This window comes from Granulicella pectinivorans (assembly GCF_900114625.1).
In the GTDB taxonomy this organism is placed as follows: Bacteria; Acidobacteriota; Terriglobia; order Terriglobales; family Acidobacteriaceae; genus Edaphobacter; species Edaphobacter pectinivorans.
Map to the genome: position 1 here is coordinate 3,772,039 of NZ_FOZL01000001.1, position 16,218 is coordinate 3,788,256.

Annotated in this window: 17 protein-coding genes; 10 read left to right on the plus strand and 7 right to left on the minus strand. The window is 63.3% G+C overall.

Annotation, left to right across the window (positions count from 1 at the left end; genetic code table 11):
* The first annotated feature begins 69 nt into the window (after window positions 1-69).
* Genes BM400_RS15035 through BM400_RS15050 form a run of 4 tightly spaced genes read left to right on the plus strand, consistent with a single transcriptional unit; the run spans window position 70 to window position 3,301 of the window.
* Window positions 70-426: a hypothetical protein gene (locus BM400_RS15035; protein WP_089840233.1), complete on the plus strand. Its 357-nt coding sequence runs from the start codon at window positions 70-72 to the stop codon at window positions 424-426.
* Window positions 427-451: 25 nt separating this feature from the next.
* On the plus strand, window positions 452-1,120 hold the full coding sequence (tmk, locus tag BM400_RS15040; protein WP_089840235.1) for a dTMP kinase: 669 nt from the start codon (window positions 452-454) through the stop codon (window positions 1,118-1,120).
* Window positions 1,117-2,541, plus strand: a complete 1,425-nt coding sequence (locus tag BM400_RS15045; RefSeq protein WP_089840238.1) for a cytochrome P450 — start codon at window positions 1,117-1,119, stop codon at window positions 2,539-2,541. Before tmk ends, BM400_RS15045 begins: the two co-directional genes overlap by 4 nt.
* Before the next feature lie 31 nt (window positions 2,542-2,572).
* A complete protein-coding gene (locus BM400_RS15050) occupies window positions 2,573-3,301 on the plus strand; it encodes an SIMPL domain-containing protein (protein ID WP_089840240.1) in 729 nt (242 codons plus the stop codon).
* A gap of 7 nt (window positions 3,302-3,308) precedes the next feature.
* On the opposite strand, the gene BM400_RS15055 is transcribed toward BM400_RS15050, so the two are convergent.
* The 4 genes from BM400_RS15055 to BM400_RS15070 all read right to left on the minus strand — a co-directional run bounded on the left by BM400_RS15055 (window position 3,309) and on the right by BM400_RS15070 (window position 4,925).
* Window positions 3,309-3,605 carry a hypothetical protein gene (locus tag BM400_RS15055; RefSeq protein WP_089840242.1) on the minus strand — a complete coding sequence of 99 codons (297 nt, stop codon included), beginning with the start codon at window positions 3,603-3,605 and terminating at the stop codon, window positions 3,309-3,311.
* On the minus strand, window positions 3,602-4,024 hold the full coding sequence (locus BM400_RS15060; RefSeq protein WP_141223954.1) for a hypothetical protein: 423 nt from the start codon (window positions 4,022-4,024) through the stop codon (window positions 3,602-3,604). Before BM400_RS15060 ends, BM400_RS15055 begins: the two co-directional genes overlap by 4 nt.
* A gap of 79 nt (window positions 4,025-4,103) precedes the next feature.
* Entirely contained in the window at window positions 4,104-4,475 is a 372-nt protein-coding gene (locus tag BM400_RS15065) for a hypothetical protein (protein ID WP_089840247.1), read from the minus strand.
* The gene (locus BM400_RS15070; protein WP_089840249.1) at window positions 4,476-4,925 is read right to left on the minus strand and encodes a hypothetical protein; all 450 of its coding nucleotides are present in this window, start codon (window positions 4,923-4,925) and stop codon (window positions 4,476-4,478) included.
* A 125-nt stretch (window positions 4,926-5,050) separates the two neighbouring features.
* Here BM400_RS15070 and BM400_RS15075 point away from each other — a divergent pair, with 125 nt between their 5' ends.
* On the plus strand, window positions 5,051-5,989 hold the full coding sequence (locus BM400_RS15075) for a mechanosensitive ion channel family protein (RefSeq protein ID WP_245781888.1): 939 nt from the start codon (window positions 5,051-5,053) through the stop codon (window positions 5,987-5,989).
* On the opposite strand, the gene BM400_RS15080 is transcribed toward BM400_RS15075, so the two are convergent.
* Both BM400_RS15080 and BM400_RS15085 read right to left on the minus strand, forming a co-directional pair.
* Entirely contained in the window at window positions 5,986-8,151 is a 2,166-nt protein-coding gene (locus BM400_RS15080) for a thioredoxin domain-containing protein (protein ID WP_089840251.1), read from the minus strand. The two genes, BM400_RS15075 and BM400_RS15080, sit on opposite strands and share 4 nt — an antisense overlap.
* A gap of 118 nt (window positions 8,152-8,269) precedes the next feature.
* A complete protein-coding gene (locus tag BM400_RS15085) occupies window positions 8,270-10,324 on the minus strand; it encodes a TolC family protein (protein WP_245781889.1) in 2,055 nt (684 codons plus the stop codon).
* A 354-nt stretch (window positions 10,325-10,678) separates the two neighbouring features.
* On the opposite strand from BM400_RS15085, the gene truA reads away from it, so the two are divergent.
* The 4 genes from truA (at window position 10,679) to pdxT (ending at window position 14,182) form a co-directional block, all read left to right on the plus strand.
* Entirely contained in the window at window positions 10,679-11,467 is a 789-nt protein-coding gene (truA, locus tag BM400_RS15090; protein ID WP_089840256.1) for a tRNA pseudouridine(38-40) synthase TruA, read from the plus strand.
* A complete protein-coding gene (locus tag BM400_RS15095) occupies window positions 11,467-12,639 on the plus strand; it encodes a M20/M25/M40 family metallo-hydrolase (protein WP_089840258.1) in 1,173 nt (390 codons plus the stop codon). The genes truA and BM400_RS15095 overlap by 1 nt, the downstream gene beginning before the upstream one ends.
* A 121-nt stretch (window positions 12,640-12,760) precedes the next feature.
* The gene (locus tag BM400_RS15100; protein ID WP_089840260.1) at window positions 12,761-13,498 is read left to right on the plus strand and encodes a tetratricopeptide repeat protein; all 738 of its coding nucleotides are present in this window, start codon (window positions 12,761-12,763) and stop codon (window positions 13,496-13,498) included.
* Between the two features lie 114 nt (window positions 13,499-13,612).
* A complete protein-coding gene (gene pdxT / locus BM400_RS15105) occupies window positions 13,613-14,182 on the plus strand; it encodes a pyridoxal 5'-phosphate synthase glutaminase subunit PdxT (RefSeq protein ID WP_089840262.1) in 570 nt (189 codons plus the stop codon).
* A 51-nt stretch (window positions 14,183-14,233) separates the two neighbouring features.
* Here pdxT and BM400_RS15110 read toward each other — a convergent pair whose 3' ends face one another.
* The gene (locus tag BM400_RS15110; RefSeq protein ID WP_089840264.1) at window positions 14,234-15,232 is read right to left on the minus strand and encodes an aldo/keto reductase; all 999 of its coding nucleotides are present in this window, start codon (window positions 15,230-15,232) and stop codon (window positions 14,234-14,236) included.
* A gap of 70 nt (window positions 15,233-15,302) precedes the next feature.
* Here BM400_RS15110 and BM400_RS15115 point away from each other — a divergent pair, with 70 nt between their 5' ends.
* A complete protein-coding gene (locus BM400_RS15115; protein ID WP_089840266.1) occupies window positions 15,303-16,202 on the plus strand; it encodes a HEAT repeat domain-containing protein in 900 nt (299 codons plus the stop codon).
* The last annotated feature ends 16 nt before the right edge of the window (window positions 16,203-16,218 follow it).

Consider the following 16,218-nt stretch of genomic DNA (forward strand, 5'->3'; position numbering starts at 1 on the left):
GATCTTAGTACAGCCGGGCGGGAACGCGCTCCGTCCTGTCTTCGGCAGTCAACCTGATACCCTAGAGGCATGCGTTCTGTCCCCCTGCTGGCTCTTGCCGCGACCCTCCTGTTTACCGCCGGCTGCCACTCCCGCTATATCGAAGCGACGGTCACGAACCACACGTCGGCTCCGATTCCTCTGCTTGAAGTGGACTACCCGAGCGCGAGCTTCGGCACGGAGAATCTGGCTCCGGAGGGTGTGTTTCACTATCGCTTCAAGGTACTTGGCTCCGGACCGACGAAGCTGCTCTACACGGATGCGATGCACCACGATCACACCTCCGATGGGCCGTCGTTGAATGAGAGCATCGAAGGCAGGCTTTCCATTGACATCACCAATTCAGCGGCGCAATGGAGCCTGACGCCAAAGGCCGCTACACGCTAGCGGGTAAAGGCGATACCCTGTCCTTATGGCACGCGGCTTTTTTATTACCTTCGAGGGTCTGGACGGCTCCGGCAAGACGACCCAGCTTCGCCGCCTTGCGCAGTACCTGACCGATACCGGTCGCACGGTTATCACGATGCGCAATCCAGGATCGACGCCTCTGGGCGACCGCATCCGCTCCATTCTGCTTGATTCCCGCTCCGAAGCGACGCTGGGCACGATCGCCCCGCATACCGAACTGGCGCTGATGTTCGCGGACCGGGCGCAGTCCATCGCCGAGGTGATTCTGCCTGCGCTTGAGGCTGGCGCGATCGTCCTTTGCGACCGGTACACGGACTCGTCGGAGGCTTATCAGGGCGGAGGGCGCGGGCTTGGCTCGGAGCCGATTCTTGCGTTGCACAAGGCTCTCTGCGGCAACCTTCAGCCGGATCTGACGCTGCTTCTTCTGCCTAATCTGCAGACGTCCCTGAACCGCGCGCGCCGCCGGAACCAGAAGCATATCCAGACCGAAGGAACGGACGAGAATCGCTTCGAACGCGAGTCGGACGAGTTCTACGCACGCATTCATGGGGCGTACCTGGCCATTGCTGTGCGCGAGACGGGGCGTGTCCTGGCCATCACGGACGACGCCTCCATCGACCTGATTGAGCTGCAGATTCGCGATGCGGTGGAAGCGCGTCTGCCCACGCTATGACCACACCGCCCATCGTCGAGATCGATCCCAAGGCGACTGCCCCGGACGGAGCATGGAAGATTCCTCCGGGGCTGCCGCTCTCCCTGCCCTACTACGCGTTTAAGCCGTGGGTGAAGCTGGGCCATCCGATCCTGCTGTTCGAGTATCTGCACCGAAAATTTGGGAACATCGCGCACTACCGCCTGTTCAACACGTACATCATCTTCGTCAACGACCCGGAGTACATTCGCGAGATTCTCATCAACCAGGCCGGGTCGTTTGTGAAGGAGCGCACGCTGAAGCGGATGAAGATCCTGCTGGGCGAAGGGCTGATTACGTCGGACGATCCGATCCATAAACGGCAGCGCCGCATTGCCGCACCTGCGTTTCACCGGCAGCGCATCCAGGCGTATGGAGAGACGATTGCCGCGGCTGCAGCGGGGCAGCGCGATCGGTGGCAGGCAGGGGCAACGATCGATATCGCCGCAGGCATGATGGATCTATCGCTCGAGATTGTGGCGAGGACGCTGTTCGACACGGAGGTGACGGACGATGTCCGGCGCATCAACGACGATGTCAACGCGATCATGGGCCTGTACAACTTCCTGATCGGCCTGCCGAAGCTGGAATCGTATCTCAACTGGCCGATCCCAGGCGTCATCAAGTTTCGGCGGTCGCGCGACCGTTTGAATGCGACGGTCGACCGTTTGATTGCGGAGCACAAAGCCGCGGGCGTCGATAAAGGCGATCTGCTCTCCATGCTGCTTTCGAGCAAGGACGACGAGGAGGATGCGCTCGGCGAGCATACCGGAATGTCCGACCAGCAGGTGCGCGACGAGGTGCTGACGATCTTCCTGGCAGGGTACGAGACCGTTGCCAATGGACTGACCTGGACGTGGTACCTGCTGAGCCAGAACCCCGACGCCGAGGCGAAGCTGCATGCGGAGCTCGATGCGGTGCTGGGCAATGGCGATGGCACGCACCGACTGCCGACGCTGGCGGACTACCCGCAGCTTCGCTATACGGAACAGGTCTTTGCGGAGGCGATGCGGCTGTACCCGCCGGCGTGGGCGATGGGACGGATGTCGACGAAGCCGGTGACGCTGGGACCGTGGCGGATTCCGCCGGGGGCGCACTTCTTCTTCTCGCAGTACATCATGCACCGCAGCGAAGAGTACTTTCCGGATCCGCTGCGGTTCGATCCCGATCGCCATACGGCGGAGGGCAAAGCAGGTCGCCCGAAGTTCGCCTACTTCCCTTTCGGCGGAGGCAACCGGCAGTGCATCGGCGAGGCCTTTGCGTGGATGGAGGGCATCTTCTCGATTGCGACGCTGGCCAGCCGCTGGCGGATGGAGTACATGGGCACTACGCCGCCGATGCCGCAGGCGAAGATTACGCTGCGTCCGCGCGATCCTTTGATGATGCGTCTCCTTGCCCGCTAACGCATCGGTAAGTCCATGCATACAATGAGGTATGCGTATGACCTCGATCTTCGTCGCCCCACTGCTGCTTGCCTCTTCGCTTCTCTCCGCCCAGACCGTCAATAGCCCATCGCTCGCGATCACCAAGGACAACCGGACGCTCTCGGTTTCGGCCAGCGATCATGCGGAGGCCGAGCCCGAGGTCGCGGAGATCCACATTGGGTTCACGGCGTACGGCATGACGCTTCCGGAGACCTACAAGGCCGCATCGGCAACGTCGAACGGCATTGTGAAGGCGCTGGTGGACGCGGGTGCGCAGAAGTCCGAGATCCAGAGCCAGAGCCAGCAGGTGGCGCGCCTGCAGGACTATGAGGTGAAGGCGCAGAAGGGGATGAAGTTCCGCGTGCAGCAGAGCTGGACGGTGAGCGTTGCGCCCAAGGATGCGGCGTTGGTTCTCGACGCGGCGATCCAGGCGGGCGCGAACCAGAGCGGCGACATCAATTGGCGGATGAAGAACAGCGTGGCACTGGATACGGAGGCGATTCGCCGTGCGACAGAGCGTGCGCGCCTCATGGCGACGGAGCTTGCGAAGGGGATGGGCGTCACGCTCGGCAAACCGCTGTATGCGACGAATACCGTGAGCAACGGGCTGATCGCTCCGCGAATGATGATGTCCGCCATGGCGCGTTCGGCGAACAGCGATCAGGTCGCACCGCTCTCAATCGAAGCGCAACGTGTCCAGAGCGAAGCGACGGTGCAGGTTATCTATGCAATCGAGTAAACGCCCGCTACTTGAGCTTGGCCTTTAGCTCGCGAGCCATCTTCTCCACGGCCTCTGCCTTGCGGACCACGTCGAGCGAGAGCTGATCCTTGGTGCTCCTGTCGACGCTGACCTTCAACTCCGCAGCCATCTTCAACAAGGCGTTGGTCTCTTCGAGGAGCTGCTTCTGCTTGTCGGACATGGGCGGCTTGTCCGTCACTGCCGGCGGCGGAGGCGTGGGGAGTACGGGAGCCGCGGACTGGGCCCATGCGGAGGTCATCAGTGTCATCGCTGCGATGAGCGCCGCTGTTTGCATTGCTTTCATAACTTCTCTCCCTTCGCCCGTTCTTTCAAGCTGCGAGCCAACTGCTCGATCTTTTCGATCTGGCGCAGCATGGTCTCCTGCAACTCCCTGGTATCGCCCTTCCCGGCATTGGCCTGGAGTTCGTTGGCCATCCGCAAGAGCTGGGCAGACTCCCGGGTCAAAGCTTTCTGCCGATCCAGGACAGCCTGGTGGGAACGCAAATACGCCAGCCGCTTGTCCTCGAGGGGATCGCCCGTACTGGATGCGCCTTTCCTCAACGTGGGGTCGTCATAGGGGTTATACGAGGATGGCAATGTCAGCGGTGCAGGCACCCCGGTTACGGGAGCCGGCGCGGAAGGAGCCTTCTGCGCCACGGCGACAGCGGCCAACATACCAGGAAGTACCGCCGCCAGGAGCACTTCCCTTGTCTTCCGACTCATTCGCATCGACGAACTCTCCTTCATGCAGCTCCATCCTAACCTGCCACTCCGTACCCGATACGCCGCGCTCTCGAGGCACCTAGCGTGACCCCTTCATGCGCTCCTTCACGTTGTGCGCAAGCCTTTCAATCGTTTCGGCCTGACGCAGCATCTCCGCCTGCGTGACACTCCCGTCGCTCTTCTGTGCCTTGAAGTGCAGTTCGCCCGCCACGTTCAGGAGCTCGGTGGCCTCGCGCGTCAACTGCTTCTGGCGTTCGGCGTTTGCGCTCTTGACCCTCAGCATCTCCATCCTGCGGTGAGCGTCGCCAAACTGGTCGTCGGACTGCATCGTATCCGACGGCAGGCCGAACGGATCCGGCGCTGAGCTCTGTGACGCTGGCTTCTGCATCGCCGCTCCGGTTCCCATGCAGCTTCCCAGAATCATCGCCACCACCGTTCCCTTCAGCTTCACCTAGCGCGCTCCCTTCATCCGTTCCTTCACATCCTTCGCGAGCTTCTCGATCATGCCGATCTGACGCAGCATCTCCTCGTGCGTAAGGCCTGAGGTGTTGGAGGCGATCTTGCCCTGCAGATCCGCCACCATGCGGAGCAACTGATCGCTCTCCAAAGCGAGCGCCCTATGCCGTTCCATGTTGGCCATGCTGGCGCGGACTGCAGCGACGTTGCGGTTCACGGTAGAATCCGAGCTATCGTCCGGCAGTCCGAGATCCAATCCGGTGCTGCCCGGACCGCGTCCATTGTCCGAGGCCGGAGTGCTCGTTGCACTTCCCGTCCCGGTGAGCGGAGGGACTGTCGATCCACCGATCGGCAGCCGCTTCTGGGCCTTCATCGTTGCGCCGGGGACGAGCAACATGCATCCGGCGACCAGCCAGCCAAAGCGCTGTTTCCGTACCGTTGTCATCAGAAACGCCTCTCCGCCGCAGGGGCAGAACCCTTGCTTCCCTTCGGCCCGATTTGGCATCCATGTACAGAAGACGCCGTAGCGGCACAACCTAAGTACCAACAAGAACTGGACGAGATATCACGATGATGCTCCTTAACCCATTGAATCCGCAAGATGAGCCCTCACTGAATCTGAAAGGGATCGAGCATACCTGGCACGCCGATCTGATCGTCATGGTCCGGGATCGCCTGCCGAAGGTGCTGGTGACGCTCCTGTTCCTCTTCATTCTGTGGCGGATCGTCGCATTTTTCGTCAAGAGGATCAAACGCGTCGCCGACCGCAGAACGGGAAACGCCCATCGGGCGGCGCAGCTCCGCACCATTGCCTCCACGCTGAGGGCGACGTCGTATGCGATCCTCGGCCTGCTGGCCTTCTTGCAGATTCTGACGCTGCTGAACATCCCCTACACCGGACTATTGGCTTCGGCAGGAATCCTCGGCGTGGGCATCGGCCTGGGCGCGCAGAGCCTCTTCAAGGACATCATCAACGGCATCTTCATCCTGGTGGAAGACCAGTACAACGTGGGCGAGGTGGTGAAGGTCGCGGCGCTGCAAGGCACGGTCGAGAATCTGACCCTGCGTTCGACAACGCTGCGGGATGGGGATGGAACGGTCTATATCGTCCCGAACTCGCAGGTGGCCACCGTGGCGAATCTGTCCCGCGACTATTCGGTGGGTACGCTGAATCTCTCGGTCGACGCGAGCGCGAACCCCGATGCCGTGATCACCCTGCTGAAGCAACTCTCAAGAGAGCTGGCCAGCGATGTTGCCTTCAAGGACATCCTGCTCGACACACCCACTGTGCTGGGGGTGAATGAGATCAAGGGTCGCGAAGTGATTTACCCGATCAATATGCGGGTGCGGGCGAACCAGAGGGACGGCGTGCTGCGTGAGCTGCGGCGGCGGGTGATCCTTGCGTTCGAGTCGAACGGGATTCCGCTGGGTGTGTCGGCAGATATGCTGCTGATGCAGGCGAAGCGGGATCCGACGGCTCCTCCGGCTCCGCCCACGATTGGAAGTTAAAGGGCTCCGTTCAATTGAAGCATCAACTCCTGCACGTTGTTTACCGGCGGCTGGCATGCATTGCCGCTGCAGACCACGGCGAAGCTGCCCTCCATCGCAGGCAGGTGTGGCAGCGTCTGGGCGAGCGCCGGGGGCAGGCTGCCGAACTGATCGCGACGCAGGCGGACAACGCTCTTGTTGACGGCGAAGCGGGCCAGAGCGACGGCCTCGAGGCGTCGGGCACCGGCTTCGTCCGCCTCATCGGCGATCACGCAGACCTGCACCGGCTGCTGGACCATGCGCTGCAGAGCCAGGCCGTAGGTGGCGGCGAAGAGCCCGAAATGCTCGACGACACCGGCGAAGTTCTCAATGGTAAGCTGGGCCTTTTCGCCGTAGGTTGCGTCTCCGGTCAAGGCTTCGAGGCGGATGAGCAGGGCGGCGGCGACCGAGTTCCCTGCCGGTGTGGGTGAATCCTGGAGGGGCTTGCGGCGCGTGGCCAGTGCGCCCAGGAAACGCTCTCCCTCGGCCGGCGTCTCGGTATCGAAGAAGGCCTCGCCAGTGCGGTCGTAGAAGCGCTTCAGGGCCTCGCGCAGGATGGTGTCGGCGGCGGTGAAGTAGCGCATCTCGCCGGTAGCCTCCCAGGCGTCGAGCGCGGCGTGGCCGATGAAGCAGTAGTCCTCCAGCACGCCTGCGATGCGTTTGCCGGCGGGGACTTCCCCGTACGCGACAACGTGCGCCATACCGACTGACGGGTCCCACGCGGTCTCGAGGACGCGATCGAGGGACTTCAGCGCGAAGGCGATGGCATCGGGGGCGTTCAAGACGCGTCCCGCAATGAGGTAGGCCGAGATGCACATGCCGTTCCAGCCGACGTACACCGTCTTATCGACGAAGGGCGTGGGGCGGAGCTTGCGTGCCGCGTACATCTTCGCTCTGGCCGAGGCAAGGAGGGACGATGCCGTCTCCATCGTCATAGCGGCGTTCTTTGCGACCTGGGCCAGAGTGTCGCGGACGAAGAGAACGTTCTTCGCGGCGTTGTGGTGCATGTCGCCAATCTCGCCGATGTCGTAAAAGGCCGCAGCGATCTTCACCTCGTCCGGAGTCAGGACTTCGCGGGCTTCATCGAGCGTCCAGGTAAAGTAGTCGCCGTCATCCTCAAGCGAGAAGTCGGCATCCTGCGAGGCGTAGAAGCCGCCGAGTTCGCGGTCGGTAAGCCACTCGTTCATCCAGCGCATGATGTCGCGAGCGACGCGGGCGCACTCCGGCTCGACGAAGGTCTGGAAGGCGTGGACGTAGTTCTTCAACAGCTCGCTGTTGTCGTAGGCCATCTTCTCGAAGTGCGGGACGACCCAGCGCTCATCGACCGAATAGCGGTGAAAGCCTCCGGCGAGCTGGTCGTAGATGCCGCCCTTGGACATCTTGTCCAGCGTGACCAGGGCCGCAGTACGAGCTTTGTCTTCGAGGCCATCTACCGAGTGGGCCCGGGAGGAGCAGTCGATGAGCAGATCGATCGCACCGGAGTGGGGGAACTTGGGCTGGGCGCCGAAGCCGCCGTTCTTGGTGTCGAACTGCTGCAGGGCGGAGGTGATGAGCTTCTCGACCAGCTCAGGACCGGGGTCGCCGGCATGACCGGAGAAGGCCTCGTTGTGCTCGATGGCGGCGACGGCGCTGTCGGCGGACTCTTCGACCTCGGAACGGCGCGTCTGGAAGGCCTCGGCCATGGTCAGGAGCACGCGCCTGAAGCTGGGGCGTCCGTGGCGGTCCTGCGGGGGGAAATAGGTGCCGCCAAAGAAGGGTTTGCCGTCGGGGGTGAGGAATGCGGTCAGGGGCCATCCGCCTTGTCCGCTGATGGCAGCAACCGCGGCCTGGTAACGCGTGTCGACGTCGGGGCGCTCGTCGCGGTCAACCTTCACGGCGATGAAGTGGTCGTTGATGACGGCGGCAGTCTCGAGATTCTCGTAGCTCTCGCGGTCCATGACGTGGCACCAGTGGCACCAGACGGCGCCGATGTCGAGCAGGATGGCCTTGTCTTCGGCCACTGCCTTGGCGAAGGCCGCATCGCCCCATTCCATCCACTCCACGGGCTGATGCATTGCCGAACGCAGGTACGCCGAGGCGGCCTCCGACAGAGAGTTCTTCTGGTGTACCAAGGGGCCGCTTACCACTTCGACGTTCTCACTCATCTCTTCAGTTTAGTCCTCGTTGGATGCAATCGGAAAACGCGGCGTGAGGGATTCGCACCTCGCAAAGCGAGCGAGCCCGGACTGAAGTCCGGGCTCGCTCGCTGATGACGATGTTTCATTACTTGGTAGTGGAAGGATCGCCGGAAACCACGATGGGCTTGGGAGCCTCGGGTGCCTTGGGCGCCGTCAGCCCAGGGATGACGGGCTTCGTGTTTACATCGCCGCGGGCCGTATCGACCAGGTTGATGCCGTACTGATCGAGCGTGTTCGAGAGAAGCTGACGCAGGTTCGAACGATCACGCGCATACGCCGCCGTGGCCGAGATGAGGTTGTTTTCCGCCGTCGCCAGCGTCCTCTCCTGCGCGAGCACGAGCGCCGTGGTCGAGGCGCCGAGCTTGTACTTCTTCTGCTCGGCGTCGAGGCTCTGTGCGCCGAAGTCGCGCGTCGCCTGGGCGGACATGACCTGAGCACGATCGTTGGTCAACGCGTACTGCCCGTTGATGACCTGGATCTTGATCTGCGTATAGAGCTGCTGCAGACGCATCTGCGTCTGGCGGTACTCCATCTGCGAACGAACCTGATCGGCCTGCGCGATACGGTTGCGCAGCGGAATGGTGATGTTGATCCCGACACCGTAGTCCGGCGAGGTGTTGTTGAAGGTGTTCGCAAAGACGTTGCCGTAGTTCGAGCTGGCCACATACCCCGGAGGGCACGCGGTGAACGAACCAGCCGAGAAGCTCGAGCTGCAGTTCAGGTTCGGATTCTGTGCACCGCCGACACCCGATCCGCCGTAGAAGGCATAGGCATCTGCCGTAGGCAGAAGGCCGTTCTTCAGTGCGCGGATCGTGATCTCGTTGTTCTTCATCGTCAACACCGCCTGCTCGATCTGCGGGTTGTTCACATATGCCTGCTGCACCAGTTCATCGACCGGCATGTCCTCTTCGACCAGGCGGTCGAGACCGACGCGGTCGGTAGGAATCACCTCGGAGTCCGAGATACCCTTGTCGTCGAGATTGCGGGCCAGGGCCTGCTTCATCACAAGCTGCTGGTACTTCAGGTTGGACTCGGAGGCGATGAGCGCCTGCTTGTCGGTCGCGACCGCCGAGTCGGAGTTCACGACGTCGAGCGGAGCCAGGGTCCCGATCTCGAGTTGCTTGCGGTTGTCCGCCGTCAGCTTGGTCGATTGATCGAGCGCGCGCTGCTTGGCCTGCACATCTTCATAGGCGCTGACCAGAGCCCAGTAGATGCTCTCGACCTGCGTCACCGTGTAGATGATCTGCTGGCGGAAGGCGGAATCCGTGATGCGTCGATCGTTCTTGGCCTGGATCATGAAGCGCGTGTTGATCCAGGTGCCGAAGCCCTGCAGAAGATGCTGCGTGGCCTGAGCGCGGAAGGTGGTGTTCAACAGCGGGCTGTAGCTCTGCCTCTGGCTGTTGGTCGACGTATGCGAATTGTTGAAGGTAACGCTCAACGCGGTACCGGTAATGAAGCCCTCGGTATAGCCGAAGTTGTAGGTCGCCGTATCCTGCGCCAGCGTATCGGTTCCGGTAATCAGGGTCGAACTCTGCTTGGTGTTGGCGCGCTCGTACGAGAGGTTTCCGGTGATGCTGGGATCGAGCAGCTCCGGCAGAGGCCCGTTGCCGTTTTCGCTGAGCACCAGGCCCGAAGAACCCGTGCCGCTTCCGCCCGACGACGTGGAGGTGCCGCCGGGGCCGCCGCCGCCGGTGATGGTGGAGGTGGTGCCGCCCAGTGTTCCGGTGACGAGACCGGTCGAGACGCCGCGGAACGATCCGCCGGCCTTGGTCCTCAGCACGTCGGTGTCGGCGATGTCGAGGTTGATGCGCGCGATCGCGATGTCGAAGTTGTTCTCGAGCGCGAGGGTCACGGCATCTGAAAGGCTAAGGTACAGCTTGCCATCCCGCAGAAGGTCACGCAGCCGGGGTGTGTTGCTCAGGCGCGGCAGAGGATAGTCCGTCGCCTTGTAGGCATCCAGCGGATGCCGCAGCGTCTGGTGACGCGGCTCGGCATAGTTCACCGGCGTATCCAGCATGAAAAGGGGCTCGGTCTGTTTGGGTGCCGGAGCTGTCGGCAGATCCTGCTGACCGGCCGCCACCGACTGGCCCCCATTGCCTGTCTTCACCTTCTGCACCTGGGCGAATCCCGGTTGTGCCATTGAGCCCATCAGAACTACCGCTACACTCGCCGCCGCCTGTAAATCCCGTAATCTCACTTGCGCTCTCTCCTGCCATTCCACATCAAAATGCGACAGCACACGTCTGCCGCGACTTCGTGCCTCTGGATATATGTCTTTCAGACGCCCAGGCACCCCGAAAGGACTCTCAATCTTTGCTGGAAGAATACTTCTGATCCACGGATACGTACTTCGATCGGGCTTCGTTCCGTGAAATCGCAAATACCCCTGCCGACGAGCAACTGCCGGCCCATCCGAATCAACCTTTTCCGTGTCCCAGAAAGTATACCAACCCAAACGCGCTCCTCCGCAGGCGTGTTACCGTGCGAAGATTGCATGCCGCACTGGAGAGCCATTCTCGCGTACGACGGAACCCCCTACCACGGCTGGCAGGTACAGCCGGGCCTCATCACGGTCCAGGGAACGCTGGCCGAGGCTCTGCTTGCGCTGACCGGGGAGACCGTACTGCCGCAGGGCTCGGGGCGCACCGACACCGGCGTCCACGCACTGGGGCAGGTGGTCAGCTTTCCCCTGAACGCGAAGATTCCAGCCTCCAACCTGCTGTTCGCGCTGAACCGTGTGCTGCCGCCATCGATCCGGGTGCTCTCGGTCGCCGAGGCTGCGCCCGGCTTCCACGCTCGCCACAGCGCCGTAAGGAAGACCTACGAGTACCGCATCCTGCCGCGGATCACCGCGCTGGAGACGATATGCCCACCATTTCTCGCACCCTACGTCTGGGCCAGCCCACGCGCACTCTCACTCGACCTGCTGAACGAGGCGGCGGCGCACGTCGTCGGAACCCACGACTTCTCAAGCTTCGCCGCGGTGAACCCCGACCAGGCACACCGTAACGCATCCCCCGTGCTCCCGAAGGAGAACACACGCACCCTCTTCGCCTCGTATTGGGTCCAGGACCCCGGCCCTGAGGGGCTGCTTCGCTACCGGGTCACCGGATCGGGCTTCCTCCACCACATGGTGCGGAACCTGGTGGGTACGTTCGTCGAAGCGGGCTCGGAGCGCCTGCCTGCATCGCAGATCCCGGCGATCCTCGCCGCACGCGACCGCAGCGCTGCAGGACCGACCGCACCGGCCCGCGGACTCTTCCTCCATGAGGTCGAGTATTGATGGCCACCGCAGCACACTACCAGTTCCGCATCACGCGGCTCGTCTCGACGCTTCCGGTGCATCGCGCGTTCCACTGGCTGCACCTGCATCAGCCGCAGATGAGGATGTGGCTACTCGAGCTGCTGGCTATTCCGGCGCCGCCGTTTGGAGAGGCCGCCCGGGCCCAGTGGTTCGTGGAGCGCTTTACCGCGATTGGGCTGACGAACGTCCATCTCGACGACGCGGGGAATGCGCTGGGGGAGCTGGGCCCCGGCGATGGACCGGTGACGCTGCTTTCAGCGCACCTCGACACCGTCTTCCCCGCCGGAACCTTGACCGTGCCGACCGAGGAGGGATCCGTCATCCGCGGCCCCGGCGCCTGCGACAACGGCCCCGGGCTGACCGCGCTGCTGGGCATCGCCGCCGCCCTGCGTTACGCGAACATTACGCCGCCGACGACGATTCTCTTCGCGGCGAACGTGGGTGAGGAGGGCGAAGGCAATCTGCGGGGGATGCGCCACCTCTTCTCGACCGGTCCGTATACCGGACGGATTCGCACGGCCATCGCCCTTGAAGGTTCGGGCACCGGAGCGGTCGTGACCTCGGGGCTCGGGAGCCTGCGTTTCCGCCTCACGGCCAGCGGTCCCGGCGGCCATAGCTGGACCGACGCCGGGACGCCGAACCCGATTCTGCACCTGGCGCGTGCTTTGACAGCGCTCTCCTCCGTCCCTCTACCGGATGCGCCGCGCACCACGCTGAACGTCGGTCGCATCGAGGGAGGCACCAGCATCAACTCCATCCCGGAGTCGGCCTCGGCCCTGCTGGACCTTCGCTCCACCGATCCCACGCAGCTCCGCACCACCGAGACGCATCTTCGCGCCGTGCTTGCGCCGCATCCCGTCGTGGTGGAGCTGATCGGCGACCGCCCCGCCGCGACCCTGCCGAATGACGTCCCGCTCCTTCAGGTGCTGCGCGCGGTGGACCGTCATCTCGGCCTGCGCACCGAACCCCGGATCGGATCGACGGACGCAAATATCCCGCTTTCCCTCGGGATTCCGGCCATTGCCATAGGCACCGGGGGCACAGGTGGCGGCATTCACACGCTGGCCGAGTGGTACGACCCCACAGGACGCGAGCTGGCCCTGCGACGGGTGCTGCTCACCCTGCTCGATAGCCTTCCTGACTCCGAGTAGTCCTATCAAAATAAACTCCGTCAAGCTCATTGACATCCATGGGTGGAGGGGTATTTCTTTACAGCCGCTTGCACGACGTGTCTCGACGCGTCACAGACGATGAACCCAGCGGTGTACCACGATGAAGCTTCCAAGGTTCCAGATCTTCCTCCCCGTAAGCGGTCTCTTTCTCCTGATCGCAGCCACACCCGGCCTCTCCGAAGACCACACCTCTCCCTCTCCGCCGAACCGGCAAATCACCGTCTCCGTCGCGGGTCTCCGCGTGCCCGAGAAGGCCTGGGAGCACTACGTCCGGGCCCGGGAAGCCACGGCCACCCGCAACGAGCAGCAGTTCGAACGCGAGACGGAAGCGGCGCTCGCCATCGAACCCAACTTCGCCGCGCTCTATGTCCTGAAGGCCACGCACAAGATCCACGAGGGCCATCTGGAGGAAGGGATGGAGGACGCTCTGACTGCGCGGCAGATCGAGCCGGGCGTGACATGGTCGGGCATCGCACTGGCAAGCGCGTACAACGGCCTCCACCGCTACCACGATGCCTTCCTCGTGCTGAGCATGACGCGCGCACCGGAGTCGACTACATGGCAGGCGGCCTACGAGATGGCGCGTGCCTCCATTGGCATCTCAAACGCCGAACAGGCTCTCTACTGGAGCGGACAGACGCTGAAGCTCGCGCCGCCCACCTGCCGCGAAGTCCACATCCTCCGCGGCAACGCGCTGCTGCTCGCGCAACACTTCCCCGACGCCGCCCGCGAACTCCGGTTGTACCTCGTGGCCGAGGGCCCCCAGAAGCCCCATCCCGACATCGAAAGGATCGTCCGCAGCCTGGAACACCAGACCCCCGACGTCGCATCCAACTAGGCGCACACCGCGCATCCCGCCCGGTTCTCTATACTGGGAAAAGACCTCTCTTGCAAAAAGCTCCGCTCCGAACGGATGCATGACGAGAACGGTCCAGCGGGAGCACACATACCCATGCCACTCACCATCGGAGTCCTGGCCCTCCAGGGCGCATTCGGAGCCCATGCCAAGGTCGTCGCAGCCCTCGGCGCAACGCCGCGTCCCGTTCGCCTGCCGGAGCATCTCGACGGACTCGATGGGCTGATCATGCCCGGCGGCGAGTCCACCACGATGTTGAAGAGCCTCGAACGTGGCAACTTCTACGACGCTCTGAACACGTTCGTCCACACGACGCCGACCTTCGGCACCTGCGCCGGGTGCATCCTGCTCGCGACGGACGTCTCCAGCCCCGCGCAGAAGTCCTTCGCGGCCCTCGACATCACCGTACAGCGCAACGCCTACGGGCGCCAGCTCGACTCCACCATCCTGACCGAGCCCACCACGCTGCCCGGCGGCCCGCTCGAGATGGTCTTCATCCGCGCACCACGCATCGACCGCACCGGCCCTGCGGTGGAAGTGCTCGCCAGCCGCGATGAACATCCGGTTCTGGTGCGGCAGGGACACATTCTCGCTGCCACCTTCCACCCGGAACTGGGGCACGATACGCGCGTCCACCAACTCTTTCTGGATATGATCAAAGCGTAGTCCACCGGCCGGGGAATATTCTTCCCCGGCCAGAGGGCGACGTATGGGCGGCTACCGGTCGATCGTCTTCATGGAGGCCTCTGCGTAGCGGTCGCCCACGATCTCCTCCTGCGGGATAGCCGCTTCGAGCTCCAGCACCTGCTCCGGCGTCAGATGGATGTCCGCCGCTGCGACGTTCTCTTCGAGGTACTTCCGGCGCTTCGTACCCGGGATGGGGACCAGGTCTTCTCCCTTGGCCAGCACCCAGGCGAGCGCAAGCTGCCCGGGCTTCACTCCCATCCGGTCGGCGATAGCGCGCACACGACCGACCAGCACCTGGTTCTTGTCGAAGTTCTCGCCGGCAAAGCGCGGATAGCGCTCCGCACGGAAGTCTCCGGATCCAAGCTCCGCCTTGGACTGGATCGCACCCGTCAGAAACCCACGCCCCAAAGGGCTATACGGCACAAAGCCGATGCCAAGCTCGCGCACCGTGGGGAGAATCTCCTCCTCCACATGACGCTCCCAGAGCGAGTACTCCGTCTGCAATGCCGTGATCGGATGGACCGCGTGCGCGCGGCGAATCGTCGCGGGCGAGGCCTCCGAGAGACCAAGATACTTCACCTTCCCCACCGCCACCAGCTCCGCCATGGCGCCAACCGTCTCTTCGATCGGCACGTTGGGATCGACACGATGCTGGTAGTACAGGTCGATATGATCGACGCCAAGCCGCTTCAGGGAAGCGTCACAGGCCTGATGCACGTACTCGGGACGGCCGCTCACCATCCAGAAGGACGGGTCTTCCTTCTTGCGGACATTGGCGAACTTCGTCGCGAGGAAGACCTCATCGCGACGCGCACCAAGCGTCTTGCCGATCAGCAGTTCGTTATCGCCGATCCCGTAGGTGTCGGCGGTATCGAGAAACGTGACCCCCAGATCGAGCGCACGAACCAGCGTCGCGGCCGATTCGACATCGTCCGTCACCCCGTAAAACTCACTCATCCCCATGCAACCGAGACCCATGCGCGAGACCACCGCGCCCTGCGAACCAAGCTTGACCGTCTTCAGACTCATGCCCGATAAGATGCGATTTCCGGTCGGGAGATTCCCGATCTCGCCGGGAAACGTCTACCCTGAGTAGACGATGCTTTTTGCCCTCACCATTCTTCTGCTTCAGGCCGCGACTCCCCTCCAGGCCCTCACTTCCGCAGAACAGGCTCACAACGCCGCTGCCACGCAATCCTCCCTGATCCGCCTGGCCGACACCCTGCCCAGCGCCACACCCGAGATGACCCGCGCGGCCCTGCCGCCGATCCTGAAGGCCATTGCCGACCCGGACCCTCAGACCCGGACGCTTGCGATGCTGGCGGTCATCTCCATCCCCGAAGCCAACCACGCCACGCTGAACCCCGAAGCCGCCACGATCGCCGCGCACCTTACCGACCCCGAGCCCTCGGTCCGTTCGCTGACCGTGCTGGCCCTGGGAGCTTTCACGCCGCATCCTCCCGCACCGGTGATTCCGGCTTTGCTCAAAGCGTTTGACCAGCCAGATCCCGCGCTCGGCTCCGCGATCGTCCCGGCACTCCTCTCGCTCGACGTGGACACGCACCCTGAGAGCGTCGACGCGATCCTCGCGTTCCTGCACCGCACCAATCTCCCGGCAAACTCGTTGCCTAAACTGATCGCGACCATCGCACACGCGAAGAAACACAGTGCCCGGCTGGACACCGGCCTGCTCGCGTTCCTGCCTGCACCGAATCCACAACCGGTGCGTTCGGCCCTCATTGCTGCCCTGCCATCACTACGCCTGAATCCAGCGCAGCTCAACGCCACGCGCGCCCAGCTCACGCACCTGACGGAGGACGCCACCGAAGATGCCTCGTTGAAGTCCACCGCCGCAGGCATCCTTCCCTGCTGGCACATGCCGCGCATGACCGATCCGTGCCCCGCGCTTCCCATCCGCTATCGCATGGTGTCGCCGCCGGAGCCGATGGCCAAGCCGCGCTACCAGTCACCGCCACTCCGCAAAGACCCCACATCCTAGGCAGTATCCTTGAATT